The following is a 26,588-nucleotide window of genomic DNA, read 5'->3' as shown; positions in this document are numbered from 1 at the left end:
AGAGCAGTCTTAGCGGCAGTTAGATTGGCCAAATGGAGTTGGAATCAGTGCGGCGAGCGTTAGCTGCTCCCTGTCATTTGCAGATAGAGCGCGGCCCAGCCGCCGGCTTAGTGTTACCCTTCGTGGGCAACTATTGCGCGCTGGGAAGACTTCAACTGCACGACCGGGCAGTATCACGCGAACACCTATTGTTTATCTCTCAGCCAGACAAACTGCGGGTGCGGGATCTCGGTTCAGCTAATGGCACTTTTCGAGGCGCAACTGCTTCCTGCTTTTCGCGGATCCGCCAGGAGCAAGAGATCGGGGCATCTTCTAGGATTCGCGCCGGAAACACGGTATTAAAGGTTTCCCCGCGTCCGCGCAACCTGCGAGTTCCCCGTCCTCGCCCGCAGATGCAACTGGGGTCTTGGCGGCAATGGCTGTTCTTGCCCATGCTGGTGTTCTTACCGCTCTCACTTATTTCCCTCCTCCGGATTCCTGTTCTAGTGGGAATACTGATTTTTACCGGCATCGCGATCTTGGGATTTGGGGTTTGGTTTTATCGCCGCCCCCGCCCGGTAAGTCCCGCGCAGTTGCTGCTGGTTGCTAGCCAATCAGAACGCCCCTCCTGCCCGCCTGCCTCCTGTAATGGCTCCGGCGAAGTGGGCGCCTGGATAAGTCCACATCGGGTTATCCGCGCTAAAGGAGGGGATAAAGTCTGCTTTACCGGCAGCTATGCCCGCGAACGCGCCCTGTGGTGGGCAGCGCAACTATCCTGGCAAGAAGGAGCCCGCTACCGGCTGGATTTAGCCGTCACCGCGGCAGATTTTACCGGTGGCAACCCAGACCATCCCCCAGATGGCTATGGGGATAGCGAAAAAGCTCCTGGCGAGGACGTGCTAGCTGCCCGAGATTATCCGGACACGCTTGCAGGGCACTCGGAACGCTCACTTCCGCGAGTAGTACTGGTTTCTCCTTCCCAAAAACCTGTAGGTTGCAAAGATAGTATTTGGGTTACCTGGGCGAAAACTCCCGGTCGGGCTCCGGTGTGGGCGAATCGGATTGTGCCGGTACCACACCACCGGCGCACTACTGCTCATGCTGATTTACCGAGCCTGTTCTGGTGCGAATTGCTTTGGCGGGATCACGCTGATGAATCTGTAAGCAAACTCGCTGATAATGTTCCTTTTGAGCAGCTGTGGCCGCAGATTATCGGTGCCGGTGCACCTTTGGCGACGATTACCGACAATTGGAAACATTCCCAGGGTTTGCAGGCTCCAGTGGCTCTTGATGCCCAGGGAGTCAGCTACTTGGATTTGGTTAAAGACGGACCCCACGCCCTCTTGGCTGGAACCACCGGGGCGGGCAAATCGGCAGCCTTGACCACCTGGCTGCTTTCCATGGCGTTATCTCATCCCCCCAGCAAACTGCAATATGTGCTGGTGGATTATAAAGGAGGGGATGCTTTTAAAAAATTGCAGTCCCTACCGCACGTTTTGGGTATTTTAACGGATCTGGAATCTGCGCTGACCAGACGGGCTATCTTATCCTTGAACGCCGAGATTAAATACCGAGAACAACACCAAAGCCGGCAGCATCCGCGGATTGTGGTAGTGGTGGACGAGTTTCGAGTACTAGCTACCGACCATCCGGATTTACTTGATTCTTTAATCCGGTTAGCGACTTTGGGGCGCAGTCTGGGGATTCATTTAATTTTGGCTACCCAACGTCCGGCGGGGATCGTGGATGGACAAATCAAGTCGAATATGGGACTGCGGATTTGTTTACGGGTGTTAGAACCTGCAGATTCTACAGATATATTGGGAGACAGTCGCGGCGCTAAGTTACCGGCGATTGCCGGGCGTGCTTGGATAACCTCTGCCAGCGATGCTTCCGGAAAGCTGGTGCAATTTGCTTGGATCCCGCGTGCTGAGCAGGCCGTGCAACTAGCGCAGCTGTGTCGCGTGGCTTGGCACCCTCCCTGTCCGCCCCGGCTTCCCTGGGCTGCTCCCCTGCCTCGCCGCATCACTTTGCCGCAGCTACCACCAGCGGGTGACGAAGTAGTTTTGGGGTTGGGTGATTATCCGCACCGGCAATGTACTTCCTCTTTAACGCTGCCGGAGAAGTTTTCTGTGCAGGTGGTAGGTTCGGCTGGTTCTGGTAGAACCACTCTAGCTTTGATGGTGGCTTTACAACTGGCCAATCGAGGAAGGGAAGTCCACGTTATTTGCACCTCACCGCCACAATTCTTTGGACCATCGTTTAACGAAACTCATCAGGAAACTTGGCCGGGAACTATTGCCACTACCCCGCAGGTTAGCTTGCAGCTATTAAAACTGGCCAGTCGGGGACAGCTTTCAGGGACACTAATTATCGATGACTGTGAAGATCTGCTGGATTCACTCGAGCGCACCTACGGTCCGCTAAGCGGAAATGATTTGTTGACCTCTATTTGCCGCCAAAGCGAAGCGCTGGGGATTTCGCTGCTAGTAGTCTCCGGGCCGTCTATGGCTTCTTCACGGCTATTTCACGGACTAAAAACCCAAATAGTGGGGGGAATTCGTGATGGAGTGCAGGCTGCCCAAGCCGGTTTTACCCCCCAAGTTTTAGAACAGATCAGCGAAGCGGGGATCTTTGTATTTTCCCCGAGCCAGGAAGCGACCCCCTTTAGGGCGGCGGTGCCCCCGATTCCCGAGGACGAAAACTACTTAAACTGCCCCCAAACGCGTCTGCGAGCTCTGCCTGCTCTCTTTCACCTGCCGAACTTGGAAAACCACCAAGAATCGGAAAATATTCTTGCTTTAGGATTATCCGGATCGCTGCCGGTAGGAAGAGACGATTCTGAGCAAGATTGGTTGATAATCGGCGACAATGGTAGCGGGAAAACCACTACTGTTAACCTGCTCGCCAGTTTCTTGCCTGATCACGAAATAGTTGAGGATTTAAACGCTCATGATCCCCGGCTTACCTCGTCTGCAGAGGTGAGCGTGTCCCCTCCTCGGGAAACAGGAAAGGTCTCAGCGTCCTCCTCGCGAGATCCGGATGGCCGTTCCAGGAGGAAGCCAATGATTGCCTCGGTCAGTCCCGAGGTTCTGCAAACTTCTTTTTCAGGGCCGCTTTCTGAGCTACGCCAGCGGGCGATTCTGGTAGTTTTAGGCAGTGCCGCGCAATGTCGTCCTTTTCTAAAGGGAATAGATTCCCAGGCTCTTCCGGACCAAATTGGGTTAGTTCCGGGACGCGGGATGATGATCAAAAAAGGTAAAGGTTTCGCCATCCAAGTGGCTATTTCTTCTAAACTTCACTAAAATCTGCTTCTTTTGTGAGCGGTTACACGCAAAAAAACGGCTCCGAACTGTTAAAACCCTTGATTTATCTGTTTGTAACTAAAAAAATAGTAAGTAGCAAAGCAGCTGCCCGCCAAGATAGTGATCTATAAGGGCAGTTACCCGCAAAATCGTTACCTATCGTTAACCTTAAAAGGAGACGCAGATGGATTGGCGTTCACGCGCAGCCTGTCTAGAAGAGGATCCGGAACTTTTCTTCCCGATCGGAAATACCGGCCCCGCTATCGCCCAGGCGGAGCGCGCAAAAATGGTCTGTGCGCGCTGCGAAGTAGAGTCAACCTGCCTGGCTTGGGCACTTGATAACAACCAGGATGCCGGAGTCTGGGGTGGAAAGAGCGAAGATGAGCGGCGCAGCATGCGCCGTCGCAAGGCTCGTGCCCGCCGCGCCTGCTAACTGAAATACCAAATAATAGCTCTCTGTTAACCTTGCCTGATGGCAAGTTAGCAGAGAGTTTTTGTTTTATGCTTCCAGCGCTCTTGAAACGCTCCTCCCCAGATTTGCAGTAAGGCAAACGAGGATCGGCTACTTAAACCGGGAGCTAGCCCACCGGCGCGCGCCGATTCCAATCTTTCATAGCTCGTTGAGCTTCACGTTCATCCTGCTGCTCGCGCAAGGTTTGCCGCTTATCCCACTCTTGTTTACCGCGGGCGAGCGCGATTTTCACTTTCACCCGACCGCTGGAAAAATAGAGCTCCAAAGGAACAATGGTATGTCCCTTAGCCGCCACTTGACCGCTCAACTTATCTATTTCTCTACGATGTAGTAGCAGTTTGCGTTTACGTAACGGGGCATGATTCGACCAGGTACCGTTAATGTACATGGGAATGTGAGCATGCTGCAGCCAGGCTTCCCCACGGTCAATCTCCACCCAAGATTCGGTTAAAGAGGCTCTGCCCATGCGCAAGGATTTTACCTCGGTACCGGTAAGTACCAAACCTGCCTCATAGGTTTCTTCAATAAAAAAGTCATGCAGCGCCTTTTTATTGCGCGCAATCATCTGCACGCCCTCCTTGGAAGCAGCGGGCGCGCCCTGACCCTTGTTTTTCTTACTCATAGCGTTCCTACGCTATCGCATAATTGCTAGGGAAGCGGTATGGGATTTATTACCGAACCGTTCTTCCACAGCTCAAAATGCACGTGACAGCCGGTTACCCTGCCGGTAGCACCGGTATAGCCAATCAGTTGTCCCTTAGCCACCCGCGCTCCCGGGCTAGTAGCAAAGTGAGTCATATGGCGATAAACACTGATCCAGGAATTGCCTCCCAGCATCCCATGGTTAATCGTCACTGTATTCCCCCCAGTACCTTCATAACGGGTAGAAACCACGGTGCCATTGGCGGATGCATACTGCGGCACCCCACAGGCAGCGTGAATATCCGCTCCCATATGCAAGCGCCGCTGTCCGGTCACCGGGTGAATTCGGTATCCAAAGGGAGAAGTTAGATACATTCCCCCCTTAATCGGGGCTTGGAAAATCCCTCCGGAGCCAAAACCGGCAATGCTGCTACCGGCATTTCCTCTGGGGGCATTGCGACCCTTATTAGCGCTCCGGGCATTTTGGGCTTTCCGATTTTGGGCATCAATTTGCCTAATCCGTTCCTGTGCCTGTTGCTGCTCCTTTTCGGCTTGCGCTAGCTGTTTCGAGATCTCACCTTTCTTAGCTGCTAGCTCGCCTTCGCGCTGTTTCTTTTGTTCCAGAGTCTGATTTAGCTGCGCAAGTTTTGTCTGCTTGATGTTTTTAGCGCTCTGGGCAACCTGCAAAGCCGCATCGGCCTCTTCCTTTAACTTGCGAACTTGAGCAGTCAGTTCGCGCTGCTCCATTTGCGCGTTTTTTTGCCCCACAATTTGGTTTTGCACATTTTTCAAAGAATCAGATTGTAGCTGGGCAGCCAATTGTGCATTACGGGCATAGGTACTTAAATCCCCGCTGTCCTTATCGGAAATGAAAAACTCGAAAGATCCCCCAACAGTCGGGTTGGTGTAGGTTTCTCGCGCCACCCGCCCGATATTGCTCAAGTTTTCACTCTCCTTTTCTTGCGAGGCAGCCAGGGCTTGTTCCACCCGTTTCAGTTGCGCACTAGCCACATCCAAATGGTCTTGCGCCTGGGCTTGCTCGCGTGCCGCGTTAGATTGCACTCGCACGGCCTCGTCATATGCACCCTGGGCAGTTTTTTGCGCTTCCTTGGTATTTTCCAGGGCGATCACTGACTCAGCTAAATCCGCGCTGACATCTTCCAAAGAAGCCCGTAGCTGCGCCGCCTTACTGGAAGCGGCTTTTTCTTTATCCGCTGCTTTTGAGCGATCGGAAGCCAGAGCAGTACTGGAGGCGCCAGCCAGCACCAAGGATCCAGTTATTAACGTGGCACTAAGGATTTTTCCTAAACGTGTTCTAAAAACCATAGCTACACCTTCGCGTATTTAGCTAAGGAAGCAAGGGAAGCAATAATCGAAAGCACCAAGGCCGCCACCACGATAATGCCCGACAAAATGGCTACCTCGCGCACATTTACGAATTGAATGAAAGGAATGGTCTTCTGCAACCACCCTTGCACCAGGTATTTCACGCCCGCGTATAGCGCCCCGCAAGCCAGCAAGGCGCCCAAAAGTGCACACAGCGCGCCCTCGATCATAAAGGGTAGTTGGATAAACAACCCGGAGGCACCTTCCATCCTCATAATCTCGGTTTCTTTTTGCCGCGACATGGCCGACAGCCGGATAGTGGTTACAATCAGGAGGATCGCCGCAATCGCCATCACCGCCGCCAATCCCCAGGAAATCCGACTAGCCTGGCTAAACAGATTCATTAGCGGTTTAACCAACTGGGATTGGTCTTGAACCTGTTCTACCCCCGGCTGCCCCTCTAGTTGGGCTGAGACAATCTCATATTGGGACGGATCCTTCATTTTTATCCGAAAAGCCTGGGGTAACATTTCCGGTTTAGTGGCTTGCCCTAAAGTGGTATCCCCATATTGCTTCTGGAAATCCGCATACACCTGATCGTGATCCTGGAAATCGTAATGGTCAATATAGGCCGCTAAAGTTCCGTGTTCTAACTCGTCGCGGACATCCTGAATCTGCTGCTTAGTAGCTTGCTGACCGTTACAGTTGCCCACCTGGTCGTCTTGAGCGCACATATAGACGCTGACTTCCACCTTGGCGTACCATTCCTTTTGCATAGCAGAAATCTGCATCTGGGAAAGGCCACCTACCCCCACAAATAGCAGGGAAATAAAGGTCACCAACACCACCGAAATGGTCATCGCCATATTATGTCCTAGTCCGGAAAAAACCCGGCCAAGGATAAACCGCAAACGCATTTCTTCTCCTAGCCTCGACTCGATCCGTACACGCCGCGATCCTGGTCGCGCACAATTTCCCCATCTACAAGTTCAATCACTCGTTTGCGTAACTGATTGACAATTTCATCGTCGTGAGTTGCCATCACTACCGTGGTGCCCGTGCGGTTAATCCGATCCAGCAGACGCATAATCCCCAGCGAGGTTTTCGGATCCAGATTTCCGGTCGGCTCATCCGCCAGTAAAATCTCCGGGCGATTAACCATCGCGCGGGCGATCGCTACTCGCTGCTGTTCCCCTCCCGATAGCTCATAGGGCATCCGTTTTTCTTTGCCCTCTAATCCCACCAGCGATAACACTTGGGGTACTTCCGTTTTTATAGCGTGCCGAGGGCGCCCAATCACCTGCATCGCTAAGGCCACATTTGCTTCCACGGATTTGTTATCTAGCAGGCGGAAATCTTGAAAAACTGTACCGATTTGACGACGTAATTTCGGAACTTTCCACCGTGAGAGCCTGCCAACATCCTTTCCCAACACCGTCACGGTGCCTGCAGTGGGACTGTTTTCGCGGTAAATCATAGTTAGAAAAGTAGACTTCCCCGAACCTGATTTACCCACGAGGAAAACGAATTCTCCCCGCTCTATATTGGTGCTCACGTGGTTTAAAGCAGGGCGTGCCCCCCGCTTATAAACCATTGAGACATCGTCAAAAGTAATCATGCATCCCCCACTAGCTGTTGAAAGCCTCCGGCACTGACCAACTTAGCGCCTGGGGAAGCAGCATTGGTGCTTACACGCCGATTAGGGGACGCTTAGTGCTTTGACGTGCTAGTTCTCACTTTCTTCCTGGGCTTTACGCCACCGGATCCCCGCATCTAAGAAACTATCAATATCCCCATCTAACACCGAATCTACCTGCGATGATTCCTCTAGAGTACGCAGGTCTTTCACCATCTTATACGGGTGCATAACATAGGAGCGCATCTGGTCTCCCCAAGAGGCTTTTACCTCTCCGGCCAGTTCCTTCTTCTTGGCTTGTTCTTCCTCGTGTCGCAACTGCAAAAGCCGCGATTGTAATACTCGCAGCGCCGCCGCCCGGTTTTGGATCTGGGACTTTTCGTTTTGCATACTCACTACGATCCCGGTGGGAATGTGCGTCATTCGTACCGCCGAGTCGGTAGTATTTACCGATTGCCCGCCCGGGCCAGAAGAGCGGAATACATCTATCCGCAAATCGGATTCGGGAATCTCGATCTGGTCATCGGATTCAATCAGGGGGATCACTTCTACCGCGGCAAAAGAAGTTTGCCGGCGGGACTGATTATCGAAAGGACTTTGTCGCACCAGGCGGTGGGTTCCAGCCTCCACTGATAAAGTCCCATAGGCATAAGGCGCGTCAATCTGGAAAGTAGCGGACTTGATTCCAGCTTCCTCCGCATAAGAAGTATCCATCACCTGAGTGGGATAGCCATGGCGCTCCGCCCAACGTAAATACATTCGCAACAGCATTTCCGCAAAATCTGCGGCGTCTACTCCCCCAACCCCAGAACGGATAGTAACCACTGCCCGGCGTTCATCGTATTCACCGGAAAGTAGGGTTTGAACCTCGAGTTCAGCGAGCTCTTTATTTAGTTTTTCAAGCAGGGTGCGCAGCTCAGATAAGATTTCTTCGCGCTCTTCCCCCAGCTCTTCGCCCGCCATAGTTTGCAGGGTTAGGGCATCCTCTACGCTTTGATCTAAGCGTTCTACCTGGTCAAGACGAGATTTTAGGTGAGAGAGCTGCGAAGTTACTTGCTGAGCATGATCAGGGTCATCCCATAGATTGGGGTCTACGCTGGCTTGTTCCAGTTCTTTTATCTGGACGCCCAACTTTTCAGGATCAGTAACTGCCCGAATCTTCTCTAGAGTAGTTTGCGCCTTAGCCAGTTGCTCTTCGTAATCGTATGCCACGCTTCTAGGTTACCCGAGGAATCCGCACCGCCCACAAGCGCTTAGCTTAAAGCCTCAATCGCCAGCTGGAGGACGGCAGCAACCGTTTGCAGGCGAATCTGGTTGCGATCTCCGGATAAAGATAGCTCCGTGGTTGCTCCTCCAGCGGGAGTTGCAACCGCAATGAACACCGTACCGGCACTATGTCCGTCTTGCCTACCCGGCCCGGCCACTCCTGTAGTAGCCAGAGCCACGTCAGCAGAAAACAGTTTCGCCGCTCCCAACGCCATTCCTTCGGCCACCACCGGATCTACCGCTCCAGTTTCTTGTAGACGAGAACGCGAAACCCCCAAGACTTCGCTTTTCGTGCGGGTCTGGTAGGTGGTAACTCCCCCGGCGACCACATCGGAGGCTCCGGCAATATCACACAGAGTTGCGCATACCAGCCCGGCAGTCAGAGACTCGGCGCAGGCGATCGTGTAGCTCTTTTCGCGCAGCATCTCTTGTAAGCGGCGCGCTAGCGTATCTAGTTCTTGGTTCATAGTTCCATCATGGCACGAGCCGGCTGTGTCTATTCGGTTTCGAAATCTCTATCTGCCAATACTTCGCGGGTAGCTTGGCGGCACTGGCTGGGCGAGTATCCTTTGCGAGCTAAAAATGAACCTATCCGGCGCATTGCCTGCGGATAAGAAACATTATGCAAAGAGCGCGCCTTTTTTTCCGCTAGCATCCGAGCACTTTGCACCTCTTGTTCCGGGCAAATCTGCGCTAAGGCTTCTTGCTGCAGGTCAGGAGCAATACCTTTCCGATTTAATTCCTGAATCAAAGCTCTGCCTACCAGGCCGCGTTCTTGAAAGCGGGTACGCACCAGCATGGCAGCATATTCACGGTCATCTAGCAGTCCCACTTCACTAAAGCGAGTGACGATTTCATCAGCTATCTCCGGAAGGAAACCCGCCTTAGTGAGTTTTTGGCGAATCTGGGAACTGGAGGCAGCGGTGCGATCTAGCACTCGCAGCGCTGCCTCCCTGGCCGCAGCTAATGCATCCGCTCTAGGAAGCTCAGCATTCTTTTGCCGCCGCGCCGCCAGATTGGGACTTTTCTTCCGCCGACGGGGAAGGCCAAAATCACTTTCCGGATCTAAATACTTAACCATGAAGATAGAGTCAAATCGCCCTTACTTGTCGCTACCGGCATCCGCAGCCGCGCTATCTTCGCCAGTATCTTCCCCAATAATGCCGACGGCTTTCAAAATCTTTTCTTCGATTTCATCCGCTAATTCGGCATTATCCTTCAGATACTGCCGTACGTTTTCTTTCCCTTGCCCCAATTGGTCGCCCTCATAGGTGTACCAGGCTCCTGATTTACGCACGATTGCCAGATCGGTCGCCAAGTCGATAATCGAGGCTTCGCGAGAGATCCCTTCCCCGTACATCAGGTCAAACTCAGCGGTCTTGAAAGGCGGCGCCATCTTGTTCTTTACCACTTTCGCGCGGGTACGAGAACCAATCGGCCCCGAGGAGTCCTTTAAGGTTTCGATACGGCGCACATCAATGCGCACCGAGGCATAGAACTTCAGGGCTTTACCGCCGGTAGTGGTTTCGGGCGAGCCGAAGAAAACCCCGATCTTTTCCCGCAACTGGTTAATGAAAATCGCGGTGGTACCGGTGGCAGATAGCGCCCCGGTCATTTTCCGCAGAGCCTGGCTCATTAAGCGAGCCTGCAAGCCTACATGGGAATCGCCCATTTCCCCATCGATTTCCGCTTTGGGAACCAGCGCTGCTACCGAGTCGATGACTAAAATATCAATGCCCCCCGAACGCACCAGCATATCGGCGATTTCTAAAGCCTGCTCCCCGGTATCAGGCTGGGCAACCAAGAGTTCATCCGTATTAACCCCTAGTTTCTTGGCGTATTCGGGGTCGAGGGCGTGCTCGGCATCAATAAAAGCGGCATTCCCGCCGGCTTTTTGGGCGGCCGCTACCGCATGCAGGGCTACGGTGGTTTTACCGGAAGATTCCGGACCGTAAATCTCGATAATTCGTCCCCGCGGTAATCCGCCCACCCCCAGGGCGATATCTAAGGCCACAGAACCAGTTGAGATGACTTCTACTTGGCGATGGGTGTTTTCCCCTAGGCGCATCACTGAGCCTTTACCGAATTGCTTATCTATTGCCGCTAGCGCCATATCTAGGGCTTGTTCCCGGTTTCCACCTGCATTTACTTGCCGTTTTGCGGTCTTTTTTGCCATGGTGCTTATCCTTCCTGGTTCTCTCCGAACTATTACTGGGCTGGCCTGGGTTTTGCCTTGGGGTACCCCTCTCCGAGGCTCCAAGCTAACGCTACGTACGGCCAATTACGTTTAACAGCTTGGCGATAATCCGCAAAGGAAAAATCACCGAGTGCGCGTCTGAGTACAACTGTACCTAGCGAACAGATGTTCGACAAAATGAAATGCGGAAGAAAGATAATATAAGCCGACTAAAAACTATTAACTCGGCACAAATGACCCTATTTTCCCGTTAGTTTCTTAACAGTCCTTTACCCGCGAGCTCATTTAAAGTTCTCCGATCAGCGCGATGGATAAAACGCAGCTGCGGATCACTATCGGTTTGCGTCAATAGACAGTCCCAAATCTGCTGGGGATCTTTTCCTGAGGCTAAAGCCTGCGCGGCAGTAGAGTGCATTTCAGGTAAATATAAATCTGAAAGTAAAGATGCCCCGAAAGCCGATCCGAAAACGGCTTTCAGGGCAAAGTCAAACTCTGAGCGTTTCACCTGGCTAGACTACCGAATGCACCGGAACTTCTGGTACCTGGCGGCGCACAGAGAGTCCCTCTGCTACCGCTACTCTTAAAGAAACTTCCCGCAGTACCATTGCCATCGGTACCTCGAGAGCATTACAAATCGCGGCTAGTAGTTCCGAAGAAGCTTCTTTTTGTCCGCGCTCTACTTCCGAAAGATATCCCAAAGACACCTGGGCATTGGTGGAAACTTCCCGCAAGGTGCGACCCTGGGAACGGCGTACCATCCGTAGAACTAGTCCAATCTCTTCGCGCAGCAACGGAGTCTTATTCCCCGAATCTTTGCTTGTCATATCCATAGCATATCCCCCTATCTGCTGCCCGTGCCCGGATTTACTATCCTGATGAAACCCGGCAGGTGTCTTTTGATACTCTCTTGCGTTCTCACCGGTTCCAACACCATCTTCGCGGGATTCATTCCATATATGGACGAATAGTGCCAGTGTTCACAGCTAAGTGACCTACGTGACTATAAATTATTTCTTCTTTTGCCGGCGCAGCTGCGAACGGGTCATGGCAAACCGGGGTGTTTCCTCGGGAGCTGGATCAGATGCTTCTGACCCGAGGCTTTCGCCCGCAGGCTCTGACTCGCTGCTAGGTGTGGGGCTAGCGCTAGCTGCCGACAAATCTGGGATTCTTCCTGGAGCCGGAAACTGCTGGTTAGCCTCCGAACTTCCTTGCTGCTCATCGTGGGGCTCGGCTTGTCCCCCAGCCTCTTGCGCCTGCCGGGACCGGCGGGTACGCCGCGAAGGAAACTTGGTGGCATGATCTCCCCCGCTCTCGGGCTCGCCTTCCCTAGCTTCCTTTGAGGAGGCAACGTTGGGCGTGTCCTCAGGGGAGACCGAGGCTTCTTCGCCCTTGTCTTTCGGATCGCTTACTTCTGCTTCCGGTGCCGTTGCAGCTGCCGCCCGATCCTCTGTGGTTCCCTGCACTTGGGGGTCTTTGCGCCGGGCCGCACGCTTTGCCCGCGGTTCCCAGGTTTTCTTAGCTTCTAAAGCATCGTCATCTAGAACCTGTTCACTATCAGTTGCTTGCCCACCTTCGCCGAGCTCTGCAGTATCCGTGTCGGGCTTAGCTAGCGAAGTATTCTCCTCACCCTTATCGTCACTACCCGCTGCTTTAGTTTGTTCTTTTTGATTGTCGTGAGCATCCAGGAAGTAGACCAGTCCCGAAAGTACCGTGGCCACGAAAGCGGCAATCAAAACCGCAATCGCCAAATACATAACCACCACACCCACCTGGGTGTTAAACGGGTAGCAAATCCCGGCTAGCATCCACAAGAACACCATTAGGATCTGCAAGCTGGTCTTGATTTTCCCGCCTTTAGAGGCCGGCAAAACTACTCCCGAACGCAGCAGATACATGCGCAGGAGAGTTACCGCCACCTCACGTAAAATCACGACTGCAGTGAACCACCACCACAGGTTCTGGAATAGGGAAAGTAAAACGAAAGCCGAAATCATTAGCGCTTTATCCGCGATCGGGTCAACTAGCTTCCCAAAATCACTAACCACCTGCCAGCGACGCGCCAGTTTACCGTCTAGATGATCGGTATAGGAAGCTATACAAAAGACCACCAAAGACACGATTAATAGGGATACTGACCCCCGCATATGCTGCATAATCATCAAGGCAATAAAAACTGGCACCAAGATAATTCGCGCAATTGTTAGGGCATTCGGAATTATTTGCCGCCACTTTTCCGATGAAGCTGCGGGTTTTTCTTTACTATCCATCAACTACTACTCTAATAGATTTTTACGCTCTAAAAACGCATTATAGGTGCTTAGCGTCCGGTAAGTTCCCATGCGTCCTCGCTACTTTCAGCTTCCACTTCCTCTAACGGGACTTCTTCCGCGCTGTCGGCCATACCTTCCGAGGACGTGTCCGCAGGTGGAACCGCTGGCTTTTCTCCGCGCAACATGGCTAACACCTCGGGAAGTTGCTCTGGAGAAACTAACACTTCCCGAGCTTTGGAGCCACGAGAAGGCCCTACAATTTCTCGCGATTCGAGCAGATCCATTAGCCTGCCCGCCCGGGCGAACCCCACCCGCAGTTTGCGTTGCAGCATGGAAGTCGAACCTAACTGGGTGTTAATCACCAGTTGCGCGGCCTCTAGTAGGTCATCCAAATCGTCGCCGATATCTTCGGCAACTTTTGGTTTGTCCTCTTCTTTGACGATTACATCCTCGCGATATTCCGGACTCATCTGGGATTTGACCGAATCGACTACCCGTTGAATCTCGTCCTCACCTACCCAGGCTCCTTGAATACGCATCGGCTTAGCGGTTCCTGCCGGCAGATAGAGGGAGTCACCCTGACCGATTAGAGCTTCGGCGCCCCCTTGATCCAAAATAGTGCGCGAATCCGTAATCGAGGAGGTGGCGAAAGCTAAGCGGGAAGGGATATTAGCTTTGATAATACCGGTCACTACATCTACCGATGGACGCTGGGTGGCTACTACCAAGTGAATCCCGGCGGCGCGTCCTAACTGAGTAATCCGCTGGATAGAGGCTTCTACGTCCCGAGGAGCGACCATCATCATATCGGCTAACTCGTCTACCACGATCAACAGATAGGGGTAGGGACTGATTTCCCGCTCAGACCCGGGCGGGGGCACTACCTCGCCTTCCCGCACTGCCTGGTTGAAAGAATCAATATGTTTATGCCCAAAATTGGCCATATCGTTATAGCGGTGATCCATCTCTTTAACCGCCCATTCCAGGGCTTCCGCCGCCTTCTTGGGATCGGTAATAATCGGGGTAATCAGATGGGGAATCCCCTGATAGATGGTGAGCTCCACCCGCTTGGGGTCAACTAGAATCAACCGCACCTGCTCGGGGGTAGCCCGCATCAACAGGGAAGTAATCATCGAGTTTACAAAAGAAGATTTACCCGAACCGGTGGCTCCCGCTACCAGCAGGTGAGGAGTCTTTGCCAGGTTAGTGACTACGTATCCGCCCTCAACGTCTTTGCCCACTCCGACCATGAGCGGATGAGCCGAGCGGTGGGCAGCAGCCGAACGTAACACGTCGCCCAATGCCACAATCTCGCGATCGGTGTTCGGAATTTCGATCCCGATCGCACTTTTACCCGGAATCGGGGACAGTATTCGCACATCCGCACTGGCTACCGCGTAAGCGATATTGTTTTTCAGGTTGGTAATCTTCTCAACTTTTACCCCCGGTCCCAGCTCCAGTTCATAACGAGTAACCGTAGGGCCGCGGGAGAATCCGGTAACTTTTACGTCCACTCCGAACTCGGTGAATACTTCTTCCAAAGCTGCAACTACCCGATCATTGGCTTCCGAGCGGATCTTATGCGGCTTACCTTTAACTAGCAGCTCCTCCCCGGGCAGTTCATAGGTTTGCCCATCGGCAAGCTCCATCCCGGTTTCTCCGGTTCCAGGCAGCAACAGCTGGGTTTTTTCTCCCCCATCGGCGTTTTCTGGCATCGGGACGGCTCCCGCACTGCTGAGAACTTTGGTTTCTTCCGCATCTTGAGGCAGCCGCATACGCGAAGTACGCGGTTTAGGTTCCGTTTTCGAGGCTGGCGTTTGCGGCATTTCTGGCTCTAACACCTGGGTGCCACTATCAGCTTCCTCCGCCGAGTCAGCTGCCGCCGCCATCCGTTCCCAGCGTTTTAACCTGCGGGTGCGAGGAGACGGAGACTCCTTATCGGTGTCCTCTGCCACCCTGGTTTCGGTCTCGCCGTCTGTTTCCTCGGCTTCAGGTGACTTTGCGAAGCTAGCTTTAACTCGCGTGGTGAGGGAGCGCATAACCTCTAACACTTGGGAAATAGAAGTGTCAGTGGCGATTAGCAGTGAATACAAACCTAAGAGCACCAGTAAAATTACCGCGCCCGGTGCAGAGACTAGGATTTGCAGGGGATGCCCAAAAAGCCATCCCAGAATTCCCCCGGAGTGTTCAATTGCCGCAAAATCGCTGATTCCCGGACTAGCACATGCCACGTGGGTAATCCCGGTTGTCGCTGCCGCTATCCCGATCGCCCCCAGTAAGATATGGAGGTGGGATTCTTCCGGGGAGCGGTTACGAAAGAGGCTAATGGCTGCCCCTACCAAGATTATCGGGGCAAGGATGCTGTAAATGCCCAGCAGACCCGCCGCTAGGTGGTGCAGAGCTCGGGTTGCTAACGCGTCCATGGCGAACCATTCCGTTAACGCCGACATCGTAGCTAAAGCAATAAGTAAGAACGCCACCCCATCCCGCATCCGGGAGCTATCTTTAACGGAAGAGGATGACCCACGTTTCTTATTATTCTTTTTCGCAACCATAACACTGGCACTCTACCCTTACAGACTCTTCTGGCGCTGATTGCCACGCCGCCGGCAACTAGCTTCCCAGTTCAAGGCGGATTAGCTTTTAGAAGATCAATTCCTAGCGGTAGTCAGGAACTTCGCTAAGTCGCTGCTCTATTTCTGATTCATGGGGGCAGGTGTCGTTTCCGTGTTTTTCTGCCGCCATGGCTCCGGCAACATTGGCTCGTTCTATAGCCTCAAATGGATCGAGTCCTTTTACCAATCCCGCCAGCAACACCCCGGTATGGGCTGATCCGACTCCCAAGGTATCGGCCACTTTGATACTCAGTGAGGGCACCATGGTTTGCCGGTTCGCATCGATTAACTTTGCCCCATAGGATCCAATTCGTTCCACCACCCAAGCTGATTCGGGTAGCTTTTCCACAACGTAACCACAGGTCAAGTGACCAACTGATCCAGGTAAGAACTGGGATTCGTATTCGTTACAAGTAAGCACATCAACGTAAGGCAATACCTCGGAAACGTATTGCGGTTCGATCTGGGAAATCTGGGGAGTAGCGGCCATAACCACTTTTACCTGCTCCGGCAAGGAAGGAAGCCATTGAGAAAGCGCTGCTCGATAAGAGGTGTGGGCGAGATCGCCGGCTGAAATATAAACCACGTCTCCCGGATGCATCGAAGCTTTATCTAGCTCGCGAGCAGAAATATCTATTTCCACCCCGGTGGTAAGCACCGAAGCATAGTATCCGCCCTCCTCTATCATCTGAATTTTCATCCCGATATCGCCCACCACTTCTACCGTGCGGGTCTCGATATTTGCCTCTCTGAGTACTTGTCTTGCCTGGGTAGAGTTAGGGCCAGTGCCCAGGCAAGACATGTTGACCACTTTTACTCCTTGCCGAGCAGCGGCCATCATCACTTCCGCCGACTCCCCCACTCCCGGGCGCTCCGCGCTACCAAGAACGGTGGTTCCCCGTTCGGGCAGTCGCGACACTTTCAACGGTAGGGTCAAAACCACCGCCGCTATCGACACCAGTTTGTTTTTTTCTTCCGTCATTTCGCCGCCCAATCTTTTTCTCTTAGCACCAAAATCTGGTTATTAATTCTTAGGTTTAACAAACGGGAAGGCCAATACCTGCCGAATATCACAGCCCATCAGCATCATTACCATCCGATCCATTCCCAGTCCGAGACCGCCTAGGGGGGTCATCCCCAGTTCCAAACAGTTTAAGAAATCTTCGTCCAGACTCATGGCTTCCGGATCTCCGGCCGCTGCCGCGAGCGACTGCTGAGTAAAGCGTTCCCGCTGGTCACGCGGGTCAGTTAGTTCACTGTAGGCAGTTCCCAGTTCCATCCCGAACGCCACCAGATCCCAACGTTCGGCCAGGCGGGGATCGGCCCGGTGCCTGCGGGTAAGCGGAGAGGACTCCACCGGGAAATCACAGTAGAAGGTAGGTTTTACCGTGCGTGCCTCTACGAGGTCGTCATATAGCGTCCCCAGCAAGGTGCCGCTATTGGCGCCCGGCGGCGGAGTTAGCTGGTGCCTCAGGCACAGGCTACGCAGCTCCTCTTCCCCGGTGTCGGGGGTAACCGTGGTTCCCACGGCCTCAGATACCGCGTCAAAAACCGAGATTACCCGCCAATCGCCAGAGATATCGACCTCAACGAAATCTACTTCGCCGCTTTCATTGTCACTTTCGGGCGATTTTACCGGGCGTAGAGCGATTTCTTTTCCATGAATCGCGCGGGCGGCTGCCTGGTAAAGCTGACGGGTAAGGGTCATCATTTCGCGGTAGTCAGAGCCGGCCTTATAGACCTCTAAGGAGGTGAACTCGGGGTTGTGAGTTGCGTCCGCGCCCTCGTTCCTAAAGGAGCGTCCCATCTCGAAGATTGCCCCCATCCCCGCTATTGCCAGGCGTTTTAGATACAGTTCCGGGGCGATCCGCAAGAACATATTCACCTGGTAGGCATTGGAGTGAGTAACGAAGGGACGGGCATTGGCGCCACCTTGCACCGCCTGCAGCATGGGGGTTTCCACCTCCAGATAGCCACGGTCTATCAGTTCTTTACGTACCGCGCTTAATGCCCGCGAACGCGCCTGCAGCCGCTGCATTGCGGTAGCGTCATTGAGCAAAGTCATGGTGCGTTCCCGAGTGCGGGTAGCAATGTCTAGCCGCGCAGCGGGATGGGGAATTGGACGCAAGGCTTTAGCGGCCAGCGTCCAGTTTTCTGCTATCAAAGAGGGCGTACCGTTTCGGGAGGCTCCGTAGTGGCCGCTAACAACTAGCAGGTCCCCTAAGTCCAGCAGTCGTAGATGGGCGAACTGTTCCGCTGTGAGGTTGCCTCGTTCTAGTACTACCTGCAGATAGGTGCCTTGGCAGTGCAAATCCCAAAACACCACGCCTCCATGGTTCCGGCGAGCCACAATTCGACCGAGACTGCGAACCGCCTTCCCGGTTTCACCCGCATCAAGGCGGGCTTTCGCTGCAGATAAGGGAATCCCTAAATCGAAACCTGCCGGGAAGGATTCTATTCCCGCCGCACTGAGTTTTTCTGCTTTCGCGCGCCGAGATCTTTGTTGTTCACTCAGTTTTACCTGCAGTTTAGCGGCGGTATGCTCGGTGCGCATCGCTTCTAGTTCCCGCAGATACTGGCTATCAACTTCCCATTCAAAGGGTTCCCCGCGTACGGCGGCCTCCGGTGCGGGCACGAATCCTTCTAAGATTCCCGCTGCTATCAGCGATAACGGCACTAACGGATCGGAAGAAAAACAAAAATATCGGGGTAACCATTTCGGGTTATACCGGGCGTTGGATTCATATAGTGACTCTAGTTGCCAAAAACGGGAGGCTTTAACAAAGAGGGCGCGCTTGGCGCGATCATTGATAGTGGCGTCAACGGCTTCGCCTTCCACAAAAACTTCTCTGAACATCGCAAAGTTCAACGAGAACCGGTCTATCCCTTTTTCCGGTCCTTGCTGCAGCAAGGTGAGCACCATGGCTTCTACTACCCCGTTAACCGCCGATTCTGCTCGGCGCATTAAGTTGAGGGAAACGGCGCGTTGTCCCCAGGGAACGAAGGTGAGCAGGCACTGTAATTGCCCATCTTTGCCCCGCGCGGTTACGATGATTTGCTCGCCCTCTTGAGGAGCAAACATTCTATCGAGGCTCATCGAGAAACCACGTTCGTTCCCGCGCCGGAAAAGTTCGGCCACCATCGCTACTTCCTGCAGCTGCGCGGGAGAAAGTTCGCTTTGTCTGCAAATCTCGATCTCCACCCCAGCTCGAGCAACTCTTCTTTGAGCAGCTAACGAGGCTCGGCCGGCACTGGAGTTACGTTCAAAACGTTCGGGAGTAATAATAGCTTCATCACCCATTTTGCGTACCCGAAGTCCCTGGTGGCGATAGACACGCGCCCCCTGGGCACTAGCGGAGATTACCGCCGGGATCCATCCTTGACGGTAACAGTGTGCCTTCCACCTTTGTACTGCATTTTCCCAGGAAGAAGGATCCCCTATGGGATCCCCGGCCGCTAGAGCTACTCCCAGAGCTACCCCGTAGGAAACCACTGCTTGCCCATCAGCACTGAAAACTACTGCCCGATTATCACGGGTGGCGTAATAGCTTAAGGAATCAGCTTTCCCCCATTTGAACAGGAGGGCACGCAAGGCGAGATCTTCGCTGCGCGTGCGAGCTTGCGCCCGTTGACCGAGAATAAAGCGCATGGCGGCAATCATCATTACCAGGCCGGAAAGCACCATAATGAAGAAGCCAAGACCACGAAAACCGCTTAGGTGGGCTAGGTGCAAACGAATAGCATTACCGTGGGGTAGTCGCCATCCCGACATTCGGGAAAAGACCCAAAACGCCAAGGTTCCACTGTCCCACGTGCGCGGCGCCAGAACCCGAGCCATGATGAACCCCATGCCAAATACCAGCAATTGGCCACTTAGCAGCACAAAGAGGGCTTTCCAGGCGGATCGCGCATTGATTCTTCCCCAAAAGCTACGGGCGGCAGCGAATAAAATTACTACCACAAATGTGGAAAAGAGCAGACGAAACCCAAGGAATAAGCAGACAGCCAGGGTAACTTCTGGATTCGAGAAAGAGAATAACAGGGCAGTCAGGCTCAGCAAGGCGTGCAGGGTATGTAAGGCAATGAGGACGATAACCCCGATCCGCTTGCGGGAAAAACACAGCAGAGCCAAGAACGCCAATATTACTGCCGCCCCTAAGGTAGCAGTCGATGGCACCCCGAGCATGGTTAGTACCAGGTAGCTAAAGCGCCCGAACCCGCGACTGCCACTGTAGCGCAACGGAATCATTACCAGGCAAAATAGCGCGGCAATGGTATAAACCCAACCTAGCCAGGCGGGGACGCGCTGACGCCAAGAAATATCCGATTTTTCATTTCCAGTTACCCGCATCTAGATCTCCACAACTACCGGTACGATCATGGGACGTCGGCGTAAGCGGCGCGCCACCCAACGTCCTAACGCCCGGCGCATCGCCTGTTGCAGGCGATAAGGATCGCTATCTCCTTGATTTAATGCTCTTTGCAATGCTTCGGTCACATCCGGTAGCACTTCCCTAAACACCCCCTCATCCTCGGCCATTCCCCGAGCAGTGATATGCGGACCGGCAGCAATAATTTTGGTGGGCACGTCTACCGCGGCAAATACGGACACAAAACCTTCTTCCCCCAAAGTCATGCGGTCTTTTAGCTGATCTTCATCGATTTCTCCAATGGATCCGCCGTCAACATAGACGTATTCGCAATCGACTTGCCCCACTACGCGCGCTTGCCCATCTTTGAGGTCGACTACTACCCCGTCCTCGGCTAAAGCCACATTTTCTTCCGGCACCCCGGTGGATTGGGCGATCCGTCCATTGGCAATCAAATGTCGGATTTCTCCGTGAATCGGCATCACGTTCTTGGGTTGGACAATGTTGTAGGTGTAGAGCAGTTCCCCTTCCGCGGCGTGTCCGGAAACGTGAACCGCGCGGTTACCTTTATGTACTACATTGGCGCCTTGGCGCATCAGTGCGTTAATGACCCGGTACACCGAGTTTTCATTTCCCGGGATCAGCGAGGAGGCCAGCAGCACGGTATCTTCTGGCTCCAGGGACACTAGGCGATGTTCACCTTGTGCAATCCGCGAGAGCGCGGCCATGGGTTCACCTTGGGAACCGGTGACCATCCACACTCGTTTTTCCGGGGGTAGCCGCTTGAGCTCATCCGCGCGCGCTACCACTTCCGGATCTAGATCCAGGTAGCCAGCCTGCGCCGCAATGTTCATATTACGTTCCATTGAGCGCCCTGACAGGCACACTTTGCGCCCGACTGCGCGGGCAGCGTCCAGCACCTGTTGCACGCGGTGCACATGGGAGGCGAAGGAAGCTACGATTACTTGCCCAGTAGATTCGGACAGTACCTGGCGGATTACCGGACCGATTTTTCTTTCCGGGGCAATAAAACCGGGCACTTCCGCATTGGTGGAGTCCACTAGGAACAGGTCAACGCCCTCTTCTCCCATGCGCGCAAAGGCACGCAGGTCGGTGATTCGTTTATCGAGCGGAAGTTGATCCATTTTGTAGTCGCCGGTAACCAGCAGGTTTCCAGCTTTGGTACGGACCATTACCGCTAGGGCATCGGGTATCGAGTGGGTGACCGCCAAAAACTCGCAAGAAAAAATATCTAGCTCAATGCGCTCCCGCTCGCGTACCTGGTGCAGATGCGTTGCCGGGAGTCGATGCTCTTCCAATTTGGGACGCAGAAAATCTAAGGTGAGTTGGGAGCCATAAATGGGAATATCTTCGCGTAGACGCATCAGATAGGGTACCGCCCCAATATGGTCTTCATGACCATGGGTGAGTACCAATCCTACGACCTGATCCATACGTCCGTGTAAATATGAAAAGTCGGGGAGAATCAGATCCACTCCCGGTTGGATTTCTTCGGGGAAGAGCACCCCACAATCGACAATCAGGATTTTGCCGTTAAGCTCGATTACGGTCATGTTCCGTCCGACTTCCCCCAGGCCTCCCAGGGGAACTACCCGGATGGTGTCGGATTTTAGCTTCGGCGGAAAAGAAAGTTCAGGATAAAGCGGATTCACGTGTCTAATTGTTCCGATTTTACCCGTCTATAGCAAACTTCCGCGCTCACGGGGGCGCGATTAGTTCTTCTAGGCAGGTCTTTAAGGCCAATCTCCACTGGCAGGCGCCCTTGGTGCTCTAGGCCGATTAATAGAGCCGGTTTCACGATCAAAACCGCCAGTACACCGCGAGCCTTTCTAAAGCAGTTCGAAACGTTCCAGGGCGGCGCGCAGCTGGGCGATCTCCTCTTCGCTGGCGGGAGCTAATGGCAGGCGCAAAGTAGCGGTAGGAATAGCTTTCTGTTCGGCGAGGGCGTGCTTGGCCATTACGGCGCCTTGCCCCCCTCCCATTAATGCTTTCACCAAGGGTTCTAGCTCTAGGGATATCTGCAGAGCCCCCTGGTAGTCTCCGTTTTCTACCAGCTGCACCATTTTGCGGTAGCTGGGAGCGGCGACGTGAGCGACCACGCTGATTACCCCCACCGCGCCATGGGTGAGCCAGGAATAATTGAGGCCATCGTCGCCGGAATAGAAAGCCAAACCGGTTTCATTAATGCGCCGCGCCCCGACTTCCACTTTGCCGGTAGCATCTTTTACCGCCACGATGTTGTCGATCTGCGCTAGGCGCATCAGTAGCTCATCGCCGATGGCTACCCCGGTACGTCCGGGAATATCGTAAAGCATAACTGGCAGGTCTGTTTGACCAGCCACTTTAGCAAAGTGTTGATACATTCCCTCTTGGGAGGGACGGGAATAGTAGGGGCTTACCACTAGGATCGCGTCAGCCCCGGCCTCCTGGGCGCTGCGTGCCATCCGCACCGAATGTTCAGTGTCGTTTGATCCCGCGCCGGCAGTAATGTAGAGGTCTTCGCCTACCGCTTGGCGAACTACCTTTATTAACTGTTCTTTTTCATCCAGGTGAGTAGTAGGCGATTCCCCGGTGGTACCCGAAAGTACCAGGTGATCGATTCCTTGATCTACCAGGTGTTTAGCTAGGTTGGCGGCGGCGTCATAGTCTACGGAGCCGTCTGGTTGGAAGGGGGTCACCATTGCTACCCCAACCGGTGCGGGAAGCCGATAAGTACACTCTGCGTTGCTCATGTCCCCACTCTACCCACCCCCCTTGGCGATTTTTCTTTCGTCCAAAAAGCGGGCGCAAGGGGTCTAGAGGTCAGTAAACCACAGATGCTGCACCATGGATTCGTGCCCTACTTTTAGGCCTTGGCGCAACCCAGCAGGGGCGAACCCACATTCGTTGAAGAACCGGATTTTTTCGGTAGCTCCGGCCGCGAGCCAGATCTGCAGCCGGCTCGCCCCTGACATTCGCAATATATCGCCAACCGCATTTACCAGGCGAGAGGCAGCGTTCAGGTTATTCTCCCAATCGGTGACCTCGAGAGCCACGATTTCGGCATCAGCATTTTTTTCGGCGAGCGGGGATTGTTTGGGTTGCACCAGCATTTGCGGCGCCGGGGCAATCGCCGCCATCCCCACTACCTGTCCTTTATTTATCGCGGTGAGCAGGTGATGTTTTGGCGAGGGCGGGCTAAATAACGCCTGCTGCCAGGCTCGCGTGATCTGCTCCGGGTCGATAAGTGCTAGGGTTTGCGGACCGATTTGTCCCAGATGGGACTGTAGATCGGCTTGCATGGCCTGTGCCTGAATCCGTCCCCAGTCAGGTAAATCTTCACTTTTCGCTAAGCGGACTGTTTCTTCGGCAGGAGGAGTATTCACTTTAGATCCCTAAATCCATGAGCTTATCCAGCCCCACTGTCAGGGGAGCCGCGGTGGCAACTTTACGGACGGCCAACAGCACTCCCGGCATAAAGGAGGAGCGATCAAAACAGTCAGTGCGCAGTCGTAGCTGTTCCCCCAGGTTAGAAAGGAGCACTTCTTGGTGCGCGTTAGCCCCTAGCATCCGCAGCGAGTGGATCCCCACATCCCCCACTTTCATACCGCGTGCACCCTCGGGATCGGTGGTGGTGGCATCGGGGGCTGGTGGAATATCGGCTTGCTTGCGAGCCGCCGCCATTTGCTGGGCGGTTGCTAGCGCTGTCCCGCTCGGGGCATCCAATTTTTTCGGATGATGAGTCTCCACGATTTCGGCGGAAGTGAAGAAAGGCGCTGCCAAGCGAGAAAAAGCCATCACCAGTACTGCGGAAAGCGCAAAGTTAGGTGCAATCAATACGTTACGCCCAGTTTCGCGCGCCACTTCCTGGATTTTTGCCTGTGCGTCCTCGTCCCACCCCGAGGTACCGACTACCGCATGGGCGCCGGAGCGCAAAATCGCGGAAGTATTGGCAAAACTGGCGCTCGGAATAGTGAACTCTACTGCGACCTCAGCCCCGGCCAAAGTCTGCGAGGTGATCGCATCTTTACTGCCCAAACGGGCAACTAGCTGCAAGTCTGCAGAGTCTGCGATCGCTTGACAAGCGGACTGCCCCATACGCCCCTGGGCTCCGACCACGGCGACTTTCAGTTTTTCGCTCACTTTAACTCACACCCTCGGGTTTATTAGCGTTAATGATTTGCGCTTTATCTGGACACAGGGTTTGCCCAGCTATCTGCAGATTGTTGTACCATTCTTGCCGTAACTCGGCAGAATCAACTTTGTTATAAATATCGGACAGAGTTTGTTTATTTGCCACCGAATCTGGCTGTTTGGTATCGAGCAGTCCGCACAGAGATTGTACTGGCCCCAAAACTATCTCCGCGGTACGCTGATCATAGTGGTTCTTTTCCATCACCTGTTTGATAAAGGAGTTTTGCGTTTCCGACAGGTGATCTTTGGGAGTGAAGGTCACTTCTGGGGTTTGCGAAACTGTCGGGGTAGCAGGCGTAGTCGAAACCGAACTGGTCACTTTGGGGTTAGTGTTAGTCGTAGTTTTTTCGGGACCAGGCGACTGCGCGGCGGGACTGCAGGCGACAAGCAGCGCCGCGGCGGCAATAACTGGAAAAAGTTTCTTTATTCTCACTCGTTCAGCTTATGCCACCGCCGGGCGTACCACGACTTTCACCTGTGGTAAGCCGAGAAATTGCGCTGCCAGCTCACTAATTTGGGCGCTGCTGACAATTTGCAGGGCAGTGTTTAACTGTTCGATGGTGCGCAAGCGGCCTCCGTTTACTTCTGCGCGTCCCAGGCGCGCCATCCGGGCGCGGTTATCGTCCATTCCCAGTAGCACTCCCCCGCTGAGCTGCCCTAACGCTTCGGATAGTTCACCTTCGGGTACTCCGTGCTCGGCTAGTTTTTCTAGTTCTGCCACCAGCAGGTCTCCAACTTGCTCCAAATTATTGGGGGCACACCCGGCGTAGAGGCCGAAGGATCCACTATCGCTATAGGCGGAGTCAAAGGCATAGGTAGAGTAGGCCAGGCCTCGTTTTTCCCGAATTTCTTGGAATAACCGGGAAGACATCCCTCCGGAAAGTACCGTGAGCAGCAGACTAAGCGTGTCCCGCTGGGGGTCATTAGCGGGTAGCGACCGGGTTCCGATAAATATTTGCCCCTGTTCCACCGTTTTTTCTACTACGGCGCTGGCCGGCACTGCCGGATCTGGCTGGGTGCGCTGGGGAACTTGCGGATCGGTGCCCGCAGGCAGGGGCCAACCGTTCTTACTGGCTGCGTCCAATATTAGTTGTGCCAGGTGGTCATGCTTAATATCTCCGGCGGCCGCAACTACCAGGTGGCGGGGCTGATACCAGCGCTGATGATGGGCTTTCACTGCTTCTAAGGGGGTGTCCGCCACGGTTTGGGCGGTGCCTCCCACCGGCAGACCCAGCGGAGAGCTGGGGAATAGTTCGCCCAAGAACTTTTCGTAGCCAACATCTTGGGGATCATCTTGGGACATGGCCAGTTCGTCCAGGATAACTGCCCGTTCCAGTTCGAAATCTGGGGCCGCTAAGGTGGGGCGCGCCAGCATTTCGGTGAGTACTGCTACCGCCATTGGTAGATCACGGGAGAGTACTCGGCAGTAATAGTGGGTGGATTCTTTAGCGGTGGCAGCGTTTAGTTCTCCCCCCACAGCATCGAATGCCCGCGAGATTTGCTTCGCGGTGCGGGTGGCCGAGCCTTTGAACAGCAGGTGTTCTAAGTAATGAGTAGATCCCAAATGCTGCGGGTCTTCATCGCGCGAACCTGCCGGAATCCAAAGTCCGAGCACTACCGAGGGCGAGGCGGGTACCTGTTGGGTAATCAAGCGGATACCGCCGGGCAGTATGGATCTTTCAATTAGGGTTTCGCCTTCGCTAATACTCAGGCGAGGCGCTTGGGCTGAAAGCGGCAGTTTGTAATCGTATTTTTCAGGCATTTTCTCTTTATAGGGTTTGCTTGTTTCTTTACAGTGTCCCGCCTTGCTACTGGCTGGTGGGGTTTTTAGGGAGCGGTTGTCTTGTTCGGGAGTTGCTTAGCGCCCAGGCGCAGGCGCATTGCACCGCGCCCAGGACTGTGAATATCCCGAGGGCGAAGGTCAGTAGTCCCGTTTCGGCACTGCCGGCGATAGCGGCATAAATGAGGGAAAAGACGGTGAAAACCAGGGCGATTAGGCTAGCGCGAGCCCAAAAACGCCGGGCATCTAATTTAAAAATCAGACGCAAGGTAGCAAGAATCAGTTGAAATCCGCCAGCTACAGCAACGAATATCAGAGCCAGAAACCCGGTAAACATGCTTAATAATCCGGAGTCGGAAGTGGCAGAAACCGACAGTAGTATCAGAGCAAAAAATAGGCACAGGAAAAGCAGACTTCCCGCCACTACCAGGTCGAAGTATCTACGCATCTGGGGTCTCTTTTCTGAAATTAAAGGAGGCGAGGGCGAGATTATCTCGCCCTCGCCAACTTAGTTATCGATTATTCGTCGTCACCAT

General features: G+C 53.9%; 23 protein-coding genes. 2 read left to right on the top strand and 21 right to left on the bottom strand.

Translation table 11 applies throughout. The features are described from left to right. The first annotated feature begins 32 nt into the window (after nt 1-32). Together RDM26_RS03520 and RDM26_RS03515 are read left to right on the top strand one after the other, a co-directional pair. Complete coding sequence (locus RDM26_RS03520; RefSeq protein ID WP_307737655.1) at nt 33-3,284, top strand: FtsK/SpoIIIE domain-containing protein; 3,252 nt, start codon at nt 33-35, stop codon at nt 3,282-3,284. Between the two features lie 184 nt (nt 3,285-3,468). Further along, nucleotides 3,469-3,717 (top strand): WhiB family transcriptional regulator, encoded by a 249-nt coding sequence (locus RDM26_RS03515; protein WP_022865014.1) that lies wholly within the window; start codon nt 3,469-3,471, stop codon nt 3,715-3,717. 145 nt (nt 3,718-3,862) lie between these two features. Here the strand turns inward: RDM26_RS03515 and smpB are convergent, their stop codons facing one another. The 21 genes from smpB to RDM26_RS03410 all read right to left on the bottom strand — a co-directional run bounded on the left by smpB (nt 3,863) and on the right by RDM26_RS03410 (nt 26,500). After that, nucleotides 3,863-4,378, bottom strand: a complete 516-nt coding sequence (gene smpB, locus RDM26_RS03510; RefSeq protein WP_307737654.1) for an SsrA-binding protein SmpB — start codon at nt 4,376-4,378, stop codon at nt 3,863-3,865. Nucleotides 4,379-4,404: 26 nt separating this feature from the next. Continuing rightward, nucleotides 4,405-5,724 (bottom strand): peptidoglycan DD-metalloendopeptidase family protein, encoded by a 1,320-nt coding sequence (locus RDM26_RS03505; RefSeq protein ID WP_307737653.1) that lies wholly within the window; start codon nt 5,722-5,724, stop codon nt 4,405-4,407. A gap of 2 nt (nt 5,725-5,726) precedes the next feature. Next, nucleotides 5,727-6,641 (bottom strand): permease-like cell division protein FtsX, encoded by a 915-nt coding sequence (ftsX, locus tag RDM26_RS03500; protein ID WP_307737652.1) that lies wholly within the window; start codon nt 6,639-6,641, stop codon nt 5,727-5,729. 8 nt (nt 6,642-6,649) lie between these two features. Further along, complete coding sequence (ftsE, locus tag RDM26_RS03495) at nt 6,650-7,342, bottom strand: cell division ATP-binding protein FtsE (RefSeq protein ID WP_307737651.1); 693 nt, start codon at nt 7,340-7,342, stop codon at nt 6,650-6,652. A gap of 108 nt (nt 7,343-7,450) precedes the next feature. Then, complete coding sequence (gene prfB / locus RDM26_RS03490) at nt 7,451-8,572, bottom strand: peptide chain release factor 2 (protein ID WP_307737650.1); 1,122 nt, start codon at nt 8,570-8,572, stop codon at nt 7,451-7,453. 41 nt (nt 8,573-8,613) lie between these two features. Next, a complete protein-coding gene (locus RDM26_RS03485) occupies nt 8,614-9,093 on the bottom strand; it encodes a nicotinamide-nucleotide amidohydrolase family protein (RefSeq protein ID WP_307737649.1) in 480 nt (159 codons plus the stop codon). A gap of 29 nt (nt 9,094-9,122) precedes the next feature. Further along, nucleotides 9,123-9,707, bottom strand: a complete 585-nt coding sequence (locus tag RDM26_RS03480) for a RecX family transcriptional regulator (RefSeq protein WP_307737648.1) — start codon at nt 9,705-9,707, stop codon at nt 9,123-9,125. A 21-nt stretch (nt 9,708-9,728) separates the two neighbouring features. Further along, entirely contained in the window at nt 9,729-10,802 is a 1,074-nt protein-coding gene (gene recA / locus RDM26_RS03475; protein ID WP_307737647.1) for a recombinase RecA, read from the bottom strand. A gap of 271 nt (nt 10,803-11,073) precedes the next feature. Next, entirely contained in the window at nt 11,074-11,328 is a 255-nt protein-coding gene (locus RDM26_RS03470) for a DUF3046 domain-containing protein (RefSeq protein WP_307737646.1), read from the bottom strand. 4 nt (nt 11,329-11,332) lie between these two features. After that, nucleotides 11,333-11,653, bottom strand: a complete 321-nt coding sequence (locus RDM26_RS03465) for a helix-turn-helix domain-containing protein (protein ID WP_307737645.1) — start codon at nt 11,651-11,653, stop codon at nt 11,333-11,335. A gap of 177 nt (nt 11,654-11,830) precedes the next feature. Then, nucleotides 11,831-13,090 carry a CDP-diacylglycerol--glycerol-3-phosphate 3-phosphatidyltransferase gene (gene pgsA / locus RDM26_RS03460; protein ID WP_307737644.1) on the bottom strand — a complete coding sequence of 420 codons (1,260 nt, stop codon included), beginning with the start codon at nt 13,088-13,090 and terminating at the stop codon, nt 11,831-11,833. 50 nt (nt 13,091-13,140) lie between these two features. Then, complete coding sequence (locus tag RDM26_RS03455; RefSeq protein ID WP_374041812.1) at nt 13,141-15,648, bottom strand: DNA translocase FtsK 4TM domain-containing protein; 2,508 nt, start codon at nt 15,646-15,648, stop codon at nt 13,141-13,143. 103 nt (nt 15,649-15,751) lie between these two features. Then, complete coding sequence (locus RDM26_RS03450) at nt 15,752-16,690, bottom strand: PfkB family carbohydrate kinase (RefSeq protein WP_307737643.1); 939 nt, start codon at nt 16,688-16,690, stop codon at nt 15,752-15,754. A 42-nt stretch (nt 16,691-16,732) separates the two neighbouring features. Continuing rightward, nucleotides 16,733-20,059 (bottom strand): bifunctional lysylphosphatidylglycerol synthetase/lysine--tRNA ligase LysX, encoded by a 3,327-nt coding sequence (gene lysX / locus RDM26_RS03445; RefSeq protein WP_307737642.1) that lies wholly within the window; start codon nt 20,057-20,059, stop codon nt 16,733-16,735. Next, a complete protein-coding gene (locus tag RDM26_RS03440; RefSeq protein WP_307737641.1) occupies nt 20,060-21,751 on the bottom strand; it encodes an RNase J family beta-CASP ribonuclease in 1,692 nt (563 codons plus the stop codon). Nucleotides 21,752-21,928: 177 nt separating this feature from the next. Beyond that, nucleotides 21,929-22,831, bottom strand: a complete 903-nt coding sequence (dapA, locus tag RDM26_RS03435; RefSeq protein ID WP_307737640.1) for a 4-hydroxy-tetrahydrodipicolinate synthase — start codon at nt 22,829-22,831, stop codon at nt 21,929-21,931. Nucleotides 22,832-22,894: 63 nt separating this feature from the next. Further along, nucleotides 22,895-23,464 (bottom strand): GNAT family N-acetyltransferase, encoded by a 570-nt coding sequence (locus RDM26_RS03430; protein WP_307737639.1) that lies wholly within the window; start codon nt 23,462-23,464, stop codon nt 22,895-22,897. A 1-nt stretch (nt 23,465) separates the two neighbouring features. Then, entirely contained in the window at nt 23,466-24,221 is a 756-nt protein-coding gene (gene dapB, locus RDM26_RS03425) for a 4-hydroxy-tetrahydrodipicolinate reductase (RefSeq protein ID WP_307737638.1), read from the bottom strand. Nucleotide 24,222: 1 nt separating this feature from the next. Next, nucleotides 24,223-24,705 carry a hypothetical protein gene (locus RDM26_RS03420; protein WP_307737637.1) on the bottom strand — a complete coding sequence of 161 codons (483 nt, stop codon included), beginning with the start codon at nt 24,703-24,705 and terminating at the stop codon, nt 24,223-24,225. A gap of 9 nt (nt 24,706-24,714) precedes the next feature. Beyond that, nucleotides 24,715-26,034: an insulinase family protein gene (locus RDM26_RS03415; protein WP_307737636.1), complete on the bottom strand. Its 1,320-nt coding sequence runs from the start codon at nt 26,032-26,034 to the stop codon at nt 24,715-24,717. A 46-nt stretch (nt 26,035-26,080) separates the two neighbouring features. Beyond that, nucleotides 26,081-26,500, bottom strand: coding sequence for a hypothetical protein (locus RDM26_RS03410; protein WP_307737635.1), 420 nt, complete (start codon nt 26,498-26,500; stop codon nt 26,081-26,083). Nucleotides 26,501-26,588 lie beyond the last annotated feature (88 nt).

This window comes from uncultured Varibaculum sp. (assembly GCF_902489465.1).
Classification (GTDB): Bacteria; Actinomycetota; Actinomycetes; order Actinomycetales; family Actinomycetaceae; genus Varibaculum.
Note: the sequence above shows the minus strand (reverse complement) of the source record. Positions and strands in the feature narration are given on the sequence as shown.